The organism is Kordiimonas gwangyangensis DSM 19435 = JCM 12864 (genome assembly GCF_000375545.1).
GTDB classification, from domain to species: Bacteria; Pseudomonadota; Alphaproteobacteria; order Sphingomonadales; family Kordiimonadaceae; genus Kordiimonas; species Kordiimonas gwangyangensis.
This window is the reverse complement of sequence record NZ_AQXF01000006.1, coordinates 66799-82091: the sequence shown is the minus strand read 5'-3', so window position 1 is coordinate 82091 and position 15293 is coordinate 66799. Positions and strand designations below refer to the sequence as shown.

The 15293-nt window shown below is 55.7% G+C and carries 12 protein-coding genes; 10 read left to right on the top strand and 2 right to left on the bottom strand.

Annotated features, from left to right (window positions below; translation table 11 throughout):
• Positions 1-13: 13 nt before the first annotated feature.
• Complete coding sequence (locus B150_RS0116570) at positions 14-1300, bottom strand: NAD(P)/FAD-dependent oxidoreductase (protein ID WP_020401070.1); 1287 nt, start codon at positions 1298-1300, stop codon at positions 14-16.
• A 354-nt stretch (positions 1301-1654) separates the two neighbouring features.
• On the opposite strand from B150_RS0116570, the gene gabD reads away from it, so the two are divergent.
• The 9 genes from gabD to B150_RS23080 all read left to right on the top strand — a co-directional run bounded on the left by gabD (position 1655) and on the right by B150_RS23080 (position 12771).
• Positions 1655-3103, top strand: a complete 1449-nt coding sequence (gabD, locus tag B150_RS0116565) for an NADP-dependent succinate-semialdehyde dehydrogenase (RefSeq protein WP_020401069.1) — start codon at positions 1655-1657, stop codon at positions 3101-3103.
• A gap of 19 nt (positions 3104-3122) precedes the next feature.
• Positions 3123-4469 (top strand): glutamine synthetase family protein, encoded by a 1347-nt coding sequence (locus B150_RS0116560; RefSeq protein WP_020401068.1) that lies wholly within the window; start codon positions 3123-3125, stop codon positions 4467-4469.
• 13 nt (positions 4470-4482) lie between these two features.
• Positions 4483-5799 (top strand): NAD(P)/FAD-dependent oxidoreductase, encoded by a 1317-nt coding sequence (locus B150_RS0116555; RefSeq protein WP_025896068.1) that lies wholly within the window; start codon positions 4483-4485, stop codon positions 5797-5799.
• A complete protein-coding gene (locus tag B150_RS0116550) occupies positions 5799-7427 on the top strand; it encodes a tetratricopeptide repeat-containing sulfotransferase family protein (RefSeq protein WP_020401066.1) in 1629 nt (542 codons plus the stop codon). Before B150_RS0116555 ends, B150_RS0116550 begins: the two co-directional genes overlap by 1 nt.
• Positions 7428-7569: 142 nt before the next feature.
• On the top strand, positions 7570-9885 hold the full coding sequence (locus B150_RS0116545; protein ID WP_020401065.1) for a TonB-dependent receptor: 2316 nt from the start codon (positions 7570-7572) through the stop codon (positions 9883-9885).
• Between the two features lie 62 nt (positions 9886-9947).
• Complete coding sequence (gene aptA, locus B150_RS0116540; protein ID WP_020401064.1) at positions 9948-11273, top strand: omega-aminotransferase AptA; 1326 nt, start codon at positions 9948-9950, stop codon at positions 11271-11273.
• Between the two features lie 53 nt (positions 11274-11326).
• Complete coding sequence (locus B150_RS0116535; RefSeq protein WP_020401063.1) at positions 11327-11560, top strand: PGPGW domain-containing protein; 234 nt, start codon at positions 11327-11329, stop codon at positions 11558-11560.
• Positions 11557-12540, top strand: a complete 984-nt coding sequence (locus B150_RS0116530) for a threonine ammonia-lyase (RefSeq protein ID WP_020401062.1) — start codon at positions 11557-11559, stop codon at positions 12538-12540. The genes B150_RS0116535 and B150_RS0116530 overlap by 4 nt, the downstream gene beginning before the upstream one ends.
• A 117-nt stretch (positions 12541-12657) precedes the next feature.
• Positions 12658-12771: an aa3-type cytochrome c oxidase subunit IV gene (locus B150_RS23080; protein ID WP_020401061.1), complete on the top strand. Its 114-nt coding sequence runs from the start codon at positions 12658-12660 to the stop codon at positions 12769-12771.
• Between the two features lie 69 nt (positions 12772-12840).
• Here the strand turns inward: B150_RS23080 and hspQ are convergent, their stop codons facing one another.
• A complete protein-coding gene (hspQ, locus tag B150_RS0116520) occupies positions 12841-13185 on the bottom strand; it encodes a heat shock protein HspQ (RefSeq protein WP_020401060.1) in 345 nt (114 codons plus the stop codon).
• 187 nt (positions 13186-13372) lie between these two features.
• On the opposite strand from hspQ, the gene B150_RS0116515 reads away from it, so the two are divergent.
• Entirely contained in the window at positions 13373-15223 is a 1851-nt protein-coding gene (locus B150_RS0116515; protein ID WP_020401059.1) for a DUF885 domain-containing protein, read from the top strand.
• The last annotated feature ends 70 nt before the right edge of the window (positions 15224-15293 follow it).

The window sequence follows — 15293 nt, the reverse complement described above, 5'->3', positions numbered from 1 at the left end:
GGGCGCACCGGGTTCAGATACCCAGTTTGTCCCGCATTGAATACCACCAGCACCCGATGGTGCTGAGCGGCACGCTTAGCATTTGCCCGCCCGGGAAGCTGCGCGCCGGCATACCGGCAAACACATCAAACAGGCTGGCGTCCCCATGCACGGCAGCGCCTACAAGCCGCCCCATCATGTGCGAGCTCGTGACACCGTGCCCGCTATAACCATGCGCAAAATAAGTCGATTTGCCAAGTCGTCCGACGTGGGGCAGGCGCGACCATGTGAGCGCGATGTTGCCTTGCCAGCCGAAATCGACCTTCAGGTCGCGGGTGGCCGGGAACAGTTTTTCCATATTGGGGCGCAGGGCTTTTTCAACGTCAGCCACATCTTCGCCGCCATAGACCGTGCCGCCACCGAACAGCAGCCGCTTGTCAGCGGTCAGGCGGAAGTAATCGAGCACATAGTTGGCATCTTCCACACACATGTCGGTTGGCAGGATTTCCTTTGCCATGGCGTCAGAAAGCGGTTCGGTCACGATGATCTGGGTGCTGGCGGGCAGGATTTTGGGGTAGAGTTCCTTCACGGTTTTACCGAGATAGGCATTGCCTGCCAGAACAACATATCGGGCCGTGACCGAACCACGTTCCGTGTGCACAACCGGTTTGTCTGATTGATGGTCCACGCGCGTGACGCGGGTTTGCTCGTAAATGGTGGCGCCAGCGGCTTCTGCCGCGGCTGCTTCACCAAGCGCGAGGTTGAGCGGGTGGATATGGCCGCCATTATGGTCAAGCCAGCCGCCAGCGTATTTGTCCGTGCCGACATGCTCGCGGATATCCGACTTGCTGAGGAGATCGATCCCGCCGCGACCAAGTGGCTTCCAGAGCGCGATGGTCTCAGCAATATCTTTCATCTGCTTTTCGGTATAGGCCGCAAGCACCGAGCCGTGCTTGAGGTCACACTGAATACCATATTTGGCCGTATGTTCGCGGATCACATTGCCGCCCTCGAGCGCGAGCGAGGCCAACGCCATGGCCCCGTCATGACCGACGGTATCCTCGATATAGTCAATCTCGCGGCTGAAGCCGTTGATAATCTGCCCGCCGTTACGGCCGGAAGCACCCCAGCCCACGCGGGCCGCATCAAGAATCACTACCTTGTATCCGCGTTCGGCCAGGGTCAGGCCCGTGACAAGGCCAGTAAAGCCAGCACCAACGACACATACGTCGGTCTCGATATCGCCGGAAAGCGGCGGACGCTCTGGGCTCGCATTAGCGGTTGCAGCATAATAGGAGCCGGTATGCTCAATCTGTTGCATCAAGATAACACCTTACAAACAATTGCCCCGATTTGGGAGGTTAGGGGCCGGATTTGAAATAAAGTGATCACATTTTCATTCAGCCGTCAAGCGCAATTCATACGGGTGAATGGCTGGGATATTCGCTCGATAATGGCAGTTTAGAGCCATATTTTCGGTGTTTCGCTGGCGATTTGTAGCGAAAACTTTCTGTCACCGTGTTGACAGGGTTGTTTAATTGTGATCACATTAATGTCGATCGTGAGGGCTACACCCTTTGACGAATAAGCGTATTGTTCCACAATAATATGAATTCTTTGTCTTAGGTAGTTCTAGTTCGCCCCCTCCGGGCGGCGCGATTTTGAGGGGATAATCATGCAGTTGAGTGACAAGGCGCTCTTGCGGGAGCAGGCTTATGTGGATGGTGCCTGGATTGGTTCTGGCGCCACTTTTGATGTGCGCAATCCAGCGACGGGTGAAGTGCTGGCAAAATTGCCGGACCTCGGCGCGGATGAGACACGCACAGCCATTGATGCGGCGGAGATCGCTTTCAAATCATGGCGCAAGATGCAGGCGAAGGAACGCTCTGCCATTTTGCAGAAATGGTACCGGCTGATTATGGAGGCGCAGGAAGACCTCGCGCAAATCCTGACAGCTGAAATGGGCAAGCCGTTGGCGGAAGCGCGCGGCGAAATCGCTTATGGTGCCAGCTTCATTGAGTGGTTCGCGGAAGAGGGTAAGCGCATCTATGGTGATGTCATCCCGTCCCCGCAAGCTGACCGCCGTATTATCGTGATCAAGCAGCCGATCGGTGTAGTTGGTGCGATCACGCCGTGGAACTTCCCGAACGCGATGATCACCCGCAAGGTTGGTCCGGCCCTCGCTGTCGGCTGTACCGTGGTTGTGAAACCTGCGGCAGAAACCCCGCTTTCTGCACTCGCGCTTGCGGAGCTCGCTGACCGCGCAGGCGTGCCCAAGGGTGTGTTCAACGTCGTTGTTGGCACGAAGTCGCGCGATATCGGTGGCGAGCTCTGCTCGAACGAGAAAGTCCGCAAGCTGACGTTTACGGGGTCGACCGAAGTTGGCCGTATCCTGATGCGCCAGTGCTCTGACGATATCAAAAAGGTATCGCTGGAGCTGGGTGGCAACGCGCCTTTCATCGTATTTGATGACGCGGACCTTGATGCTGCGGTGGACGGTGCAATCGCATCTAAATACCGCAACTCCGGCCAGACTTGTGTGTGCGCAAACCGGCTTTACGTACAAGACAAGGTGTATGATGCCTTTGTTGAGAAGCTTGCTGTCAAAGTTCGCGAACTGAAGGTGGGTGACGGCTCGAAGGACGGCGTGGTCCAAGGCCCGCTCATCAACGATGAAGCGATTGATAAAGTGGAAGAGCATATTGCTGATGCTCTCGCGAAGGGTGCTGAGCTGGTGACTGGTGGCAAGCGCCATGAGTTGGGTGGCAGCTTCTTCGAGCCGACACTTCTGCGTAACGTGACGAAAGAAATGAAAGTCGCCCGTGAGGAAACTTTTGGACCCGTCGCGCCAGTGTTCCGCTTCACAGATGAAGCTGACGTTATTGCGCAAGCTAATGATACGGAATTTGGCCTCGCGTCATACTTCTATGCCCGTGACATCGCCCGTGTTTGGCGTGTGGCCGAAGAGCTTGAATACGGCATGGTTGGTATCAATACCGGTATCCTCTCGACCGAAGTTGCGCCTTTTGGTGGTGTGAAACAGTCGGGTCTCGGCCGTGAGGGTTCCAAATACGGAGCCGATGACTTTGTCGAGATGAAATATCTCTGCATGGCAGGAATGTAGATTAACAGAGCGAGTATTTATGTCGGTTGAACAGGAGATTTCCGAGTTTATTGAGGCGCATTCCGATGTCGAAATCGTGGAGGTGCTGATCGCCGATATGAACGGCATTTTCAGGGGGAAACAAATCCCCCTGAGTGGCCTCAAGCGCTTGGCGACCAAGGGGATACCTTTCCCTATCACGACGCCGTTCCTGACGACGAACGGTGCAAACGCGGAAGCTATCAGCGAAGAATATGGCAGTGACCCGGACCGCATCTGTATGCCGGTCCCAGGCTCCCTCAAGCTGATGCCATGGACGGAACGCAAGAGCGCACAGATTATCGTAACCATGCGGGAGCCTGACGGTACACCGTTTTTCATGGACCCGAGGTCTGTGCTGGACCGCGTGCTCAAGCGTTTCGCAGCCGATGGCCTTCACCCCGTGGTGGCGCTTGAGTATGAGTTTTTCCTTTTTGAGGCTGGCTCTGTGCCGCCGGTGCCAGTTTCGCCGCCAAACGGTATGGCCGCGGCTGGCGGTGCAAACTGCTATAACATGGACGTTTTCTATGATTTCGAGGCACTCATGCGCGAGATCGAGGATACCTGCCGTGCCCAAGGTCTCGATATCATCGGGCTTGTATGCGAATACGGCAACGGCCAATTTGAAGTGAATCTCAATCACACGGATGATGTGGAGCGCGCCTGTGATGACGCGCTCGCCCTCAAGCGTGTGGTCAAATCAGTTGCGCTCAAGCATGGCCTGCTCGCCAGCTTCATGGCCAAACCCCGCTTTGATGAGGTCGGCAACGGCCTTCATGCGCATGTCAGCATCCTTGACGACAAGGGCAATAATATCTTTGGTGCGGAAGGCGACGGCGAGAAACGCCTGCAGAATGCTATCGGTGGGCTGTTGACCACCATGGCGGACGCGACTGCGATCTTTGCACCAAACGCGAATAGCTATCGCCGCTTCGACCCGGACTGGTTCGCGCCAGTTGTACCGAACTGGGGCGAAAATAACCGCCGCCTTTCCGTGCGCTTGCCGCTCTCGGGGCCAAAGAATCGCCGGTTTGAACACCGCGTGTGTGGTGCGGACGTGTGCCCGCATCTGGTTGTTGCGGCCATTTTGGCCGGTGCACATCATGGCTTGACCCACGACCTGGATCCAGGGCCGGAGCTTGGCGAATTTGACGCCGTCGATTTCAAGAATGTGTTGCCGCCGCGCTGGCGCATGGCGCTTGACCGGTTTGAGAAGAGCAAGGTGATGCGCGAGTATCTGGGCGATGATTTTGTTGATCTCTATCAACAGGTGCGTCGCGACGAAGAAGAAGAGTTTCACCGGCAGATCAGCCAGTGGGACTATGAACAGTACCTCAGAGTAATTTAAGGGTTTTGACAGAATGCGGGTGAGGGACAGCATACACGACGACAGGTTGCCGAATTCATATTATGCGGCGACCTGCAACGACATGTCTGGTTTCCGCCGCCTTGAGGGCAACATCAAGGTGGATATCTGCGTTGTGGGCGGAGGCTTCACCGGTGTTGCCGCAGCGCTGCATCTGGCCGAACGTGGGTATGAAGTCGCGCTTGTTGAGCAGAACCGAATTGGCTGGGGCGCTTCGGGCCGTAATGGTGGGCAGGTCATAGGTGGTTATGGTCAGGAACTCTCCAACTTCGCCAAGATTGAAAAGACATTTGGTTCGGGTAATGCCGAGACTGTCTGGAAGATGGGCGTCGAATGTGTCGACATCATTTCCGACTGGGTCAAAAAATACCAGATCGATTGCGGGCTCAAATGGGGCTATGTCGACCTTGCCATGAAAGAGAGCGAGCTTGAAGAGCTTCAGCACTCGAAGGCCGCGCTTGAGGCGCAAGGTTATCCGCATGAGCAAAAGGTGCTCAACGCCACTGAAGTCAAAAACTACGTCGGTTCCGACCGCTATATCGGCGGTGTAACCAACATGGGGTGGGGGCATTGTCATGTGCTCAACCTTGTGCTTGGCGAAGCGCGTGCGGCAGAGAAGCTTGGCGTGCAGATATTTGAGGACGCCCGGGTTAGTGCGCTGCATGAGCGCGAGGGCAAGGTCATTGTGGATATGGACCACTGTCGAGTAACTGCCAATAAGGTGGTACTGGCCGGCAACGCCTATCTGGGGAAACTGGTGCCAAAGCTGGCTTCCCGCGTTTTGCCAGCTGGCAGCTATATTCTTGCGACCGAACCGCTGTGTGAAAAACTCTCGGGTCAGATCATGCCTGCAGGCTTTGCAGCGTGCGACCAGCGCTGGGCGCTTGATTATTTCCGCCTGACGCCAGATCACCGACTTCTGTTTGGTGGCCTTGCCACCTATTCCGGGCGCCATCCCCGTGATATTGTTGCCGCAGTGAAGCCGAACATGATCAAGGTGTTCCCTGAACTGAAAAACACCGGGATCGACTATGCATGGGGCGGTTACATGGGCATTGGCCTGAACCGGATTCCGCAAGTTGGGAAAGTCGCGGACAATATCTATTACGCGCAGGCCTATTCTGGCCACGGCGTGGCACCTACGCATATGTCAGCCAAACTGATCGCGGAAGCTATTGAAGGTGACCGCTCACGCTTTGATATCATGGCCAATGTGAAGCATCCGCCGTTCCCTGGTGGACAGCTTTTCCGTCAGCCCATGCTTGCGGCTGGTATGGCCTACTACCGTATGAAGGATGCAATGGGGCGCTGATGGCTATCTTGGGTAACATGCAAGGGCAGGGTGGCGCAGCAGGCGGTGTTGGTGCGGGGCCGCGCATGAGCCCTGCACAAGCGCAGGAGTTTTTGCGCCGAGGGTATGGTGCCATGCAGCGTGGTGACTTCCGCGAGGCGGGCGGTTGTTGCAGCCTCGTGCTCAAGCATTTCCCCAAAGCCAAGGAGGCACATTTCCTTGTCGGGCTTATCGGTATCGAAAGTGGCGATTGGGCAACGGGTAAACGTGCCTTCAGAAACGTTGTCAGCCTTGATGAGGCCCATACCGCAGGCTGGGCTCAGCTTGCGCGCTGCTGTGTCACCCTCGGTCAATACAACCTTGCAGAAAAAGCACTTCATAACGCGGTGGCGACCGGTTCTGGCGACCCGCTCGTCATGGACGTTATTGGTAACGTATTCAGCCTGCTCGGTGACCAGGTTACCGCACTCGAATGGTTTGATCGCGCGCGCGCCAAAGCCAAGTCTGCGTTTTTTGAGCTGAGCCGGGCCAAGGCGCTGACTTTCCTAGGGCGGATTGAGGAAGCGAAAGCAGCGCTTGAGGCCGTGCTCGGCGAGAAGCCGGACGCTGCCCTCGCACACTGGATGCTGGCGCGACTTGAGCGCGCGAAAGACGGTGAGCATATTGCGGTAATGAATGACATTGCAAAGCGCATGCCTGAGGGACATCCGGACGCGCCGTTCATTCACTACGCTATTGGCAAGGAATATGAGGACCTCGGCGCGTGGGACGATGCGTTCAGCGCTTACGAGGTTGGTGCTGCGGCCCGGCGCAAGCTCGTGAGCTATGACGAGAAGGCCGAAGAAGCGCTGTTTGCTGCACTGAAGTCCACCTTTACCAAGGAATGGTTCGCTAAGCAGGCTAAAGGCTGCAACGCTGAAAGCCCGGTCTTTGTTGTCGGGCAGCCACGTACAGGGACCACGCTGATTGAGCGTATCATGACCGCGCACACAGATGTGGAAGCCGCGGGCGAGTTGCAGCAGTTCGGCATGGCGATGAAGCGTGTCACGGAACTCAGTTCGCCAAAGCCGATGACGGCGGAGATTATTACCAAGGTGGCTGGTGCAGATATGAAAGCGCTTGGTGACCTCTATATGGATACGACCAAAGCGGTGCGCGGAAGCGCGGCGCGGTTTGTGGACAAGCTGCCGGTCAATTATCTCTATCTGCCGCTGATTGCGGCGGCGCTGCCGAATGCGAAGATTGTGCATATTGTGCGCGACCCGATGGATGCCTGTTTCGCGAGCTACAAGCAGCTCTTTGCCGACGCTTACTATCATTCCTACGACCAGGAGGAAATGGCGCGCCATCACCTGCGCTACCTTGACCTGATGAGCCATTGGCGTGCCGTACTCGGCGACCGCATCCTTGATGTATCCTACGAAGAAACTGTAGCTGATATAGAACCTAACGCACGGAAAATTATTGATTTTCTCGGCCTTGAGTGGCAGGACGCCTGCGTCAATTTCCATGACCAGACAGCTGCCGTGACCACAGCAAGTGCGGCGCAGGTTCGGGAGAAGGCTCATACCCGTTCGGTTGGGCGTTGGAAGAAGTTTGAAAAGCATTTGAGGCCGATGAAAGCGGTCCTCGATACTGCGGGCGTGTAGAGTTCCCCGCAAAAGCGGTCTGACCCTTGGGGGGACAGGCTTGATGTTTAACATGAGAGGGTAGTACCGGCCTATGCCGCGACTGCTGACAACAAGCCCGGCTTCAAGTCGGGGCATCATCCTTAAGGGGAGGAGCTTGAAAATGACATCTCTCTATAAATCTCGCACCCACGCGATCAAGGCAGGGGCATCGCTTGCGGCGATTCTGCTGTCTGCTGGTGGTGCGATTGCACAAAGCACGGACGACGACAATCTCGCGATTGAAGAAGTCACTGTTACGGCGCAAAAGCGTGTGCAAAGCACTCAGGACGTACCTGTATCCATCACAGCGTTTGACGCCAATTTCACCAAGAGGGTCAATATCGATGACGTGAAGGATCTGGTGAAATTCGCGCCAGGCTTTGCTGGTGACAGTAAAGACAGCTTCATCGACTATATCAACATTCGCGGTATCTCCACGAACGACTTTGGTGTCGGTGGCGACCCATCGGTTGGTTTCTTCAAGAATGGCCTCTATCAGGGCCGTAACGGTGTCGTGGTGACCTCCATGTTCGATATGGAGCGTGCCGAGGTGCTGCGTGGCCCGCAAGGCTTCCTGTTCGGTCGGAACGCCATTAGCGGCGCTGTGAGCCTTTATACCGCGAAGCCGAATTTTGATTCTGCTTCAGGCTATGTAGAGCTGGGCGCTGGCGAACGCGGCATTCTTGAGATGGAGGCTTGGGCCAACATTCCGATGAATGACAACTTTGCCCTTCGTCTCGCAGCATACCATAGCGAGGAAGACGGCTATGCCGATAACGCGGCCGAAATCGGGGACGACAACCTTGTTGCCCACGACAAAACCGCGTTCCGTGCAACAGCGGGCCTGCGCGGCGATAAATGGGATGCAACGTTGATGGTGGAATATGAGGACCGCGAACAAAGTGGTTCTATCTACCGCGCAATTGTTGACGACGAGACGATCCCGTTCCTCAATGAGGTGCTGGGCCGTGACGTGAGCCCGCGTGGTACCATCCGCGATGTCGACAATGATGCCAAGCTTGGCAACTATGACATCGGCGAAGTGGTCTCCCTTAGTGCGGAGATCAACTTCGATCTTGGCTTCGCGACGCTCACATCGCTCACTGGTTACAAGGACCACGATTATAGCTATGCCGAAGACTTTGACGGCATGCGCATTGGTTTCAACGACTATGCGCAAGACCAGACCGGCGACTATTTTGAGCAGGAACTGCGCCTTGTAAGCCAAGGTGACGGCCCCTTGAGCTGGTATGGTGGTGTGTCCTACTACAAGGAAAACATCGATGCCTTCTTCCGCCAGCGCGGCGATGAAGACGTGATGTGTGCCGCATATTATTACTACTCCTGCTCGGAAGTGTTCGCATACTATGGTTGGGGTGAATTCACACCGAATGCGGACGGCCTTCTGGAAGCTAACCAGGTTACCGGCAGCTACCACGGCTGGGGTGCCTATGTAGATATGACCTATGCGGTGTCTGACAAGTTCGAGCTTGGTGCCAGCATGCGTTACAGCAAAGACACCAAAGAGTTCGGTAACTACATCCTGCCGGTTGCCAGTGACCTCGGTCCGTTCTGGGCGTTTGGCGTTTACACGGAAGACTTTGTCCGTGGTGAAAACTCCTGGGATGCCTTCACGCCGCGCTTTATCGCCCGCTACCGCCCGAATGACGACTGGATGATCTATGCCAGCGCCACACGCGGCTTCAAGGCTGGCGGCTTCGGTAGCTTTGCTGTGGAAGCAGATGATGATGACGTAGGTGATGACGGCCTTCTGCTCGTAGCTGATGCAACGCTCAACCAGTTCGAGCCAGAAACCGTATGGTCCTATGAGGTTGGTGTGAAGGGCGATATGCTCAATCGCCGTATCCGCATGGACTTGAGCGCGTATCACTACCGCTACAAAGACCTTCAGCTCAACTACTTCGACAAAGGCACACGTGTCACCAACGTTGGCCGCGTGAAGTCGTGGGGTCTTGAAGGTACCGTACAGGCCATCGTCAGCAAAAACGTTGATGTGTTTGTTGCGGGCTCCTGGAACGAGAATGAGATTTCAGGCGCGAACGCGGTGGAGCCGGGCAGTAACGGTAACCGCCTGCCAGGCTCGCCTAAATTCACCATCGCAGGTCTCGCGAGCTATCACACCGAAGTTGGTAACGGCGAGATGAACGCGTCGGTCGACTTCCGCGCTCAGACCAAGACCTACGGCGGTCTTGGCAACGTGGAGCAGTTTGCAAACGGTGGCTGGTCTGATTTCTCGGCACGCCTGAGCTATGAGAGCTTCAACAACTGGAAGATCACGGCCTATATCGAGAATATCTTCAACGAAGCATATTTCGACGGCACATCTGAAGCCAGTGACGCCTTCCCGGCACACGGCTTCGGTATCAGCCGACCACGCACTGTGGGTATGAGGCTTTCCTACCGCTTCGGCGAATAAAGAAACAACATGTTCGCGAGGGGCATACGTGCCCTTCGCACCTTGTGTGAAATAGGTGTTTCATGGACGGCGCAAACAAACGCGTGAACGATGATATGGCAGCCTACTGGATGCCGTTTACTCCCAACAAAGATTTCAAAGCCAACCCGCGCATGCTGGAAAGCGCGGACGGCATTTACTATCGCACTACCGATGGCCGCGAGGTCATTGACGGCTCATCCGGGCTTTGGTGTTGTGCGCTGGGCCACAACCACCCCAAGGTGGTAGAGGCAATCCGCACACAGGCGGGCCAACTGGATTATGCGACCGCATTCCAGTTCGGGCACCCCAAAGCGTTCGAGCTTGCCAATATGCTCAAGGCCACAATGCCAGGCGATATTGACCACTTTTTCTTCACCAATTCGGGTTCAGAATCAGTTGATACCGCGCTCAAGATGGCGCTTGGGTATCACCGGCTGCGCGGCGAGGGGCAACGCACGCGGTTTATTGGCCGTTTCAACGGCTATCACGGGGTGGGTTTCGGCGGTATTTCTGTTGGCGGCATGGTCAATAACCGCAAGTTTTTTGGTACCCAGCTTCCGGGCGTGGATCATCTCAGCTTCCCTTATAATGCCGATATGCGCTTCTCCCGTGGGCAGCCGAAGGATGGTGCAGACTACGCCAATTCGCTCGAAGAGATGATTGCGCTTCATGACGCGAGCACAATCGCCGCTGTGATTGTCGAGCCGGTCGCGGGTTCGGCCGGTGTGTTTGTGCCGCCGGTGGGCTATCTTGAGCGCCTGCGCGAGATCACGGCAAAGCACGGCATTCTGCTGATCTTTGATGAAGTGATCACGGCCTTTGGTCGTTTGGGCTATGCAACGGCCTCTGAGCGTCTTGGCGTGGTGCCGGACATCATCACAACAGCCAAAGCGCTCAATAACGGTTCTGTTCCCATGGGGGCCGTTGCAGTGCGCAAAGGCATCTATGAGACCTATATGGATGAGGTGAAGGCCGGGGTGGAGTTCTTCCATGGCTATACCTATTCCGCGCACCCGCTCGCGGTTGCGGCTGCGATTGCTACCCAGAAGGCGTATGCCGAAGAGGGTGTGTATGAGCACGTCCGCGATACCGAGAGCTATTTCGAAGACATGGTCCATAGCCTTGGCGATGCCGAAACAGTTACGGATGTGCGCAATCTTGGTTTCATGAGCGCGCTGACATTCGCTCAAATCGACGGTGCTGTTGGGTCTCGCTCCGGGAAAATCTTCCAGCGCGCGTTCGAGAGCGGCCTCAAGGTGCGTATGAGCGGTGACCATATTGCGATTGCACCGCCGCTCGTGACCCAGAAATCAGATATTGACAAGATCGGTGAAATCATGCGGAAAACCATCAGCGAGATTGGTTAAACCCGCACGACTTCACCAAGGGTCTTATGGTCAAAAAAACAGTCAGGAAAGTGATGCCTGCCAGCCGCATTGGTCGGACCATGGTGGGCATCATTTTTATTATCGGTGGCATTCTGGGTTTCTTGCCCGTGCTCGGCTTCTGGATGATACCGCTCGGGCTCCTGATCCTCTCGCATGATTTCCCAAGCGTGCGCCGCTTCCGTCGCAATTGGGAAGTGAAACTTGGCCGCTGGTGGCAAAGCCGCAAAGCCGCGAGACAGAAAAAACGCGAGGAGGACAGAACATGAGCTATGCCATTTCCATGGATGATATCCGCAGCGCAGCCGCGCAAATCAAAGGCGCAGCCGTACGCACGCCGCTGCTGGAGCATCCGGCACTCAATGATGCCGTTGGCGGCCGTGTTTTCATCAAACCAGAGAACCTGCAGCGGATTGGTGCCTTCAAATTCCGCGGCGCCTATAACCGGCTGTCCCGTTTGACGGATGCGGAGAAAGCCCGCGGTGTGGTTGCCTTCTCAAGCGGTAACCACGCACAGGGGGTCGCCAAAGCCGCTGAGATGCTGGGGATCAAGGCAACAATCGTCATGCCTGAGGACGCGCCCAAACTGAAGCTTGCCAACACACGCAGCTACGGCGCTGAGGTGGTGCTTTATGACCGCTACAACGAAGACCGCGAAGAGGTCGCGAAACGTGTTGTCGGCGATAGCGGCGCGACCGTGGTGCCGCCTTATAACGACCCCTATATCATGGCGGGGCAGGGGACTGTGGGCCTTGAGATCGCGGAGGATCTGAAAAATCTTGGCCTAACACCGGACCAAACGCTCGTGAACTGTGGCGGTGGTGGTCTTGCCTCCGGCACTTTCCTCGCCCTTCATGATGCTTTCCCGACTATGACTGGGTATGCGGTGGAGCCGGAAGAGTTCGACGATGTGACCCGGTCGCTGAAGAGCGGTGTGATAGAGAAGGTGGACTTCGGTGCTCGGTCGGTATGTGACGCGCTGCTCACTCCAAGTGCAGGCGATCTTACGTTCCCGATCCTGAAAGACATTGGCATCCAAGGTGTTACTGTCAGTGACGAGGAAGCCATGGCCGCAGTTCGTTTTGCGGCTATCAGCCTGAAACTTGTCACCGAGCCAGGCGGCGCTGCAGCGCTGGCAGCACTTCTTGCTGGCAAGGTTGAAGTCGAGGGTAAGGTCACTGTGATCGTGCTCTCGGGTGGTAATATTGAGCCGGAAATGCTGGCATCCTGTGTGGGTAATGCGCAATAGGTGAGCGAGAAGTGTGCGCGTTATGTGCGGGCGTTTAGGGGCTTGGCCCCGCGCCCATGATGCGCTATAGACCGGGAAATAGTTTCATTGCCCAGGGGGGCACAGAGTGGAGCCAAGATGATGGATATTCAAGAACAAGAGAGCACCTACAACGGTTTCCTCAAGCATGGTACGCGCGCAACCGTCGCTATCATCCTTGTGGTTGCTTTCCTCGGCGCTTTTGTCGCCTAGTCAAAGTTTCCTGTTGGAATCAAAAACGGCACCGTTTCGGTGCCGTTTTTTGTTGTGCTCTTGCTGCAATTAGTGGCGCGGGATTGCCTTCAACTGATACTGGCCTTCACTCAGATCACCAAACAGTTCGGTCACGTCCGGATGGTTGACCGGCTCATCGGAATCGTCCGCGATCAGGTTCTGCTGCGACACATAGGCTTCGTAGCTCGTGTCCTCATTTTCAGCGAACAGATGATAGAAGGGTTGTTCCTTGGCGGGGCGAATTTCCGCCGGGATAGACTCCCACCATTCTTCCGAATTGGCAAACTCTGCGTCTACGTCAAAAATCACCCCGCGGAACGGGAAAAATTTATGACGGACGACCTGCCCGATCGTGAACAGCGGTGTTTTTACGATTTTGGTATCGCGCTGCATTCTTTGACTTGCACTCCATAACTCTGGGGTCAGATAGGCGTCTTGTACGCTCATGTCAACAGGCCTTGCAATTCGTCTCAAGGAGGGTCCATCCTAACGCAGATTGGTTGGCAAAACATTACCATCCGAAAAAGATTTCGATCTTTTATCATTTGTTTGGGCCAAGGGAAAAATACAGGGAGCAACCATGTTAAAACAAACAACCTCAGCCATTGCCCTTCTGCTTGCGCTAGCCGCTTGTGAACCTTCGAACACAGCGAAGGAAAATGAGCAGAAATCAGCCGCACAGGAAGAACAGGTAACCGCTGAACAGCAGTCGGAAAAGCTGGCAGCATTCTTTGAAACTGCGATGAACGAGCGTCTTGCGCTGAACCCGCTGCAAGCTGAACGCCTTGGTGACCGTAGCCGCAACGACGAGTGGCCGGACATGAGCGATGAGGCCGAAGACAAGGAACTTCAGCTTTATAAAGACCAACTGGCGACACTCAAGACGTTCGATTTCGATACCTTGAGCCCGAAGGATCAGTTGAGCTACCGCATTTTTGAACTGACGGCACAGCGTTACATCGATAACGACAAATGGCGCGATTATGGCTATCCGGTGAACCAGATGTTTGGCTGGCACGCCGGTGCCGCAACGCACCTGATGAACGTACACCGCATCGACACGGTCAAGGATGCTGAGGCCTATATCACGCGCCTCCAAAAAATGGACGGTATGATGAAAGAACTGGCGGCCGAGTTGCAGGAACGCGCCGACGCCGGCATTCAGGCACCAAAATTCGTTTATCCGTATGTGATCGATTCGTCGCGCAACATCATCAGCGGTGTTCCGTTTGACGAAAGTGGTGAAGACAACGTGCTGTTTGCCGACTTCAAGAAGAAGGTTGGCAAACTTGAGATCACTGACGAGGAAAAGGCTGCATTGACCGAGCGCGCGAAAGAGGCGCTCACCACCGGCACCAAACCCGGTTATGAGGCGTTGATCGCTAAACTTGGCGAGCTTCAGGAAACAGCTACGACCGATGACGGTGCATGGAAGTTCCCGAAAGGTGACGAGTTTTACGCACAGTCCCTGAAGAACAACACCACGACCGACATGACGGCCGAGGAAATCCACCAGGTGGGCCTCGATAACGTCGCGCGTATCCATGAAGAGATGAAAGCCATCATGGAGCAAGTTGGTTTTGAAGGCACGCTGCAGGACTTCTTTGAGTTCACTCGTACCGATGACCGTTTCTTCCTGCCGAACACGGAAGAGGGCAAGGCGGAATATATCAAACTCGCCAACGAATATCTGGACGCCATGAACGCGAAGGTGCCGGAATTCTTCGACCTTCTGCCAAAGGCACCGATGGAAGTGCGCGCTGTAGAAAAGTTCCGCGAGGAGTCTGCCGGTAAGGCTTTCTATCAGCGCCCGGCGCTAGATGGTTCACGCCCGGGCATCTTTTACGCGAACCTTCGCGATACCCGTTTCATGCCGACGTACCAGCTTGAAGCGCTTGTCTATCACGAGGGTATTCCAGGCCACCACTTCCAGATCGCGCTGACGCAGGAACTGGAAGGTGTGCCGCTGTTCCAGCGCACCGCACGCTTCACGGCCTTTTCTGAAGGCTGGGGCCTTTATACGGAAGAACTTGGTAAGGACATGGGCTTCTACCAGGATCCATATTCCGACTTCGGCCGTCTGGCCATGGAGCTTTGGCGTGCGTGCCGCCTTGTGGTTGACACAGGCCTGCACGCCAAGAAATGGACCCGCGAGGAGGCGATCCAGTACCTGAAGGATAACACGCCGAACCCTGAGGGCGACATTGTTGCCGCGATCGAGCGGTATGTTGTCATGCCGGGGCAGGCGACTGCCTATATGGTTGGCAAACTCAAGATCAAGGAACTGCGTGAGATGGCGCGTGCGGAACTGGGTGACAAGTTTGACTGGAAGGCGTTCCACCGTGTGGTGCTCCAGAACGGTGCGGTACCGCTGTCCATTCTCGAGGAGAATGTGAATGCCTGGGTCGCGGACTTGAAAAAAGCGTCCTAGATACCCATATTGTTAAAACAGCAGGCGCTGGTGGCAGACACGCCGCCGGCGCTTGTTTTATTTGTGTCAC

Excerpts from the sequence above, each read along its gene's own strand:
- B150_RS0116570 (WP_020401070.1), bottom strand. The coding sequence starts at position 1,300 with ATGCAACAGATTGAGCATACCGGCTCCTATTATGCTGCAACCGCTAAT.
- gabD (WP_020401069.1), top strand. The coding sequence starts at position 1,655 with ATGCAGTTGAGTGACAAGGCGCTCTTGCGGGAGCAGGCTTATGTGGAT.
- B150_RS0116560 (WP_020401068.1), top strand. The coding sequence starts at position 3,123 with ATGTCGGTTGAACAGGAGATTTCCGAGTTTATTGAGGCGCATTCCGAT.
- B150_RS0116555 (WP_025896068.1), top strand. The coding sequence starts at position 4,483 with ATGCGGGTGAGGGACAGCATACACGACGACAGGTTGCCGAATTCATAT.
- B150_RS0116550 (WP_020401066.1), top strand. The coding sequence starts at position 5,799 with ATGGCTATCTTGGGTAACATGCAAGGGCAGGGTGGCGCAGCAGGCGGT.
- B150_RS0116545 (WP_020401065.1), top strand. The coding sequence starts at position 7,570 with ATGACATCTCTCTATAAATCTCGCACCCACGCGATCAAGGCAGGGGCA.
- aptA (WP_020401064.1), top strand. The coding sequence starts at position 9,948 with ATGGACGGCGCAAACAAACGCGTGAACGATGATATGGCAGCCTACTGG.
- B150_RS0116535 (WP_020401063.1), top strand. The coding sequence starts at position 11,327 with ATGCCTGCCAGCCGCATTGGTCGGACCATGGTGGGCATCATTTTTATT.
- B150_RS0116530 (WP_020401062.1), top strand. The coding sequence starts at position 11,557 with ATGAGCTATGCCATTTCCATGGATGATATCCGCAGCGCAGCCGCGCAA.
- B150_RS23080 (WP_020401061.1), top strand. The coding sequence starts at position 12,658 with ATGATGGATATTCAAGAACAAGAGAGCACCTACAACGGTTTCCTCAAG.
- hspQ (WP_020401060.1), bottom strand. The coding sequence starts at position 13,185 with ATGCAGCGCGATACCAAAATCGTAAAAACACCGCTGTTCACGATCGGG.
- B150_RS0116515 (WP_020401059.1), top strand. The coding sequence starts at position 13,373 with ATGTTAAAACAAACAACCTCAGCCATTGCCCTTCTGCTTGCGCTAGCC.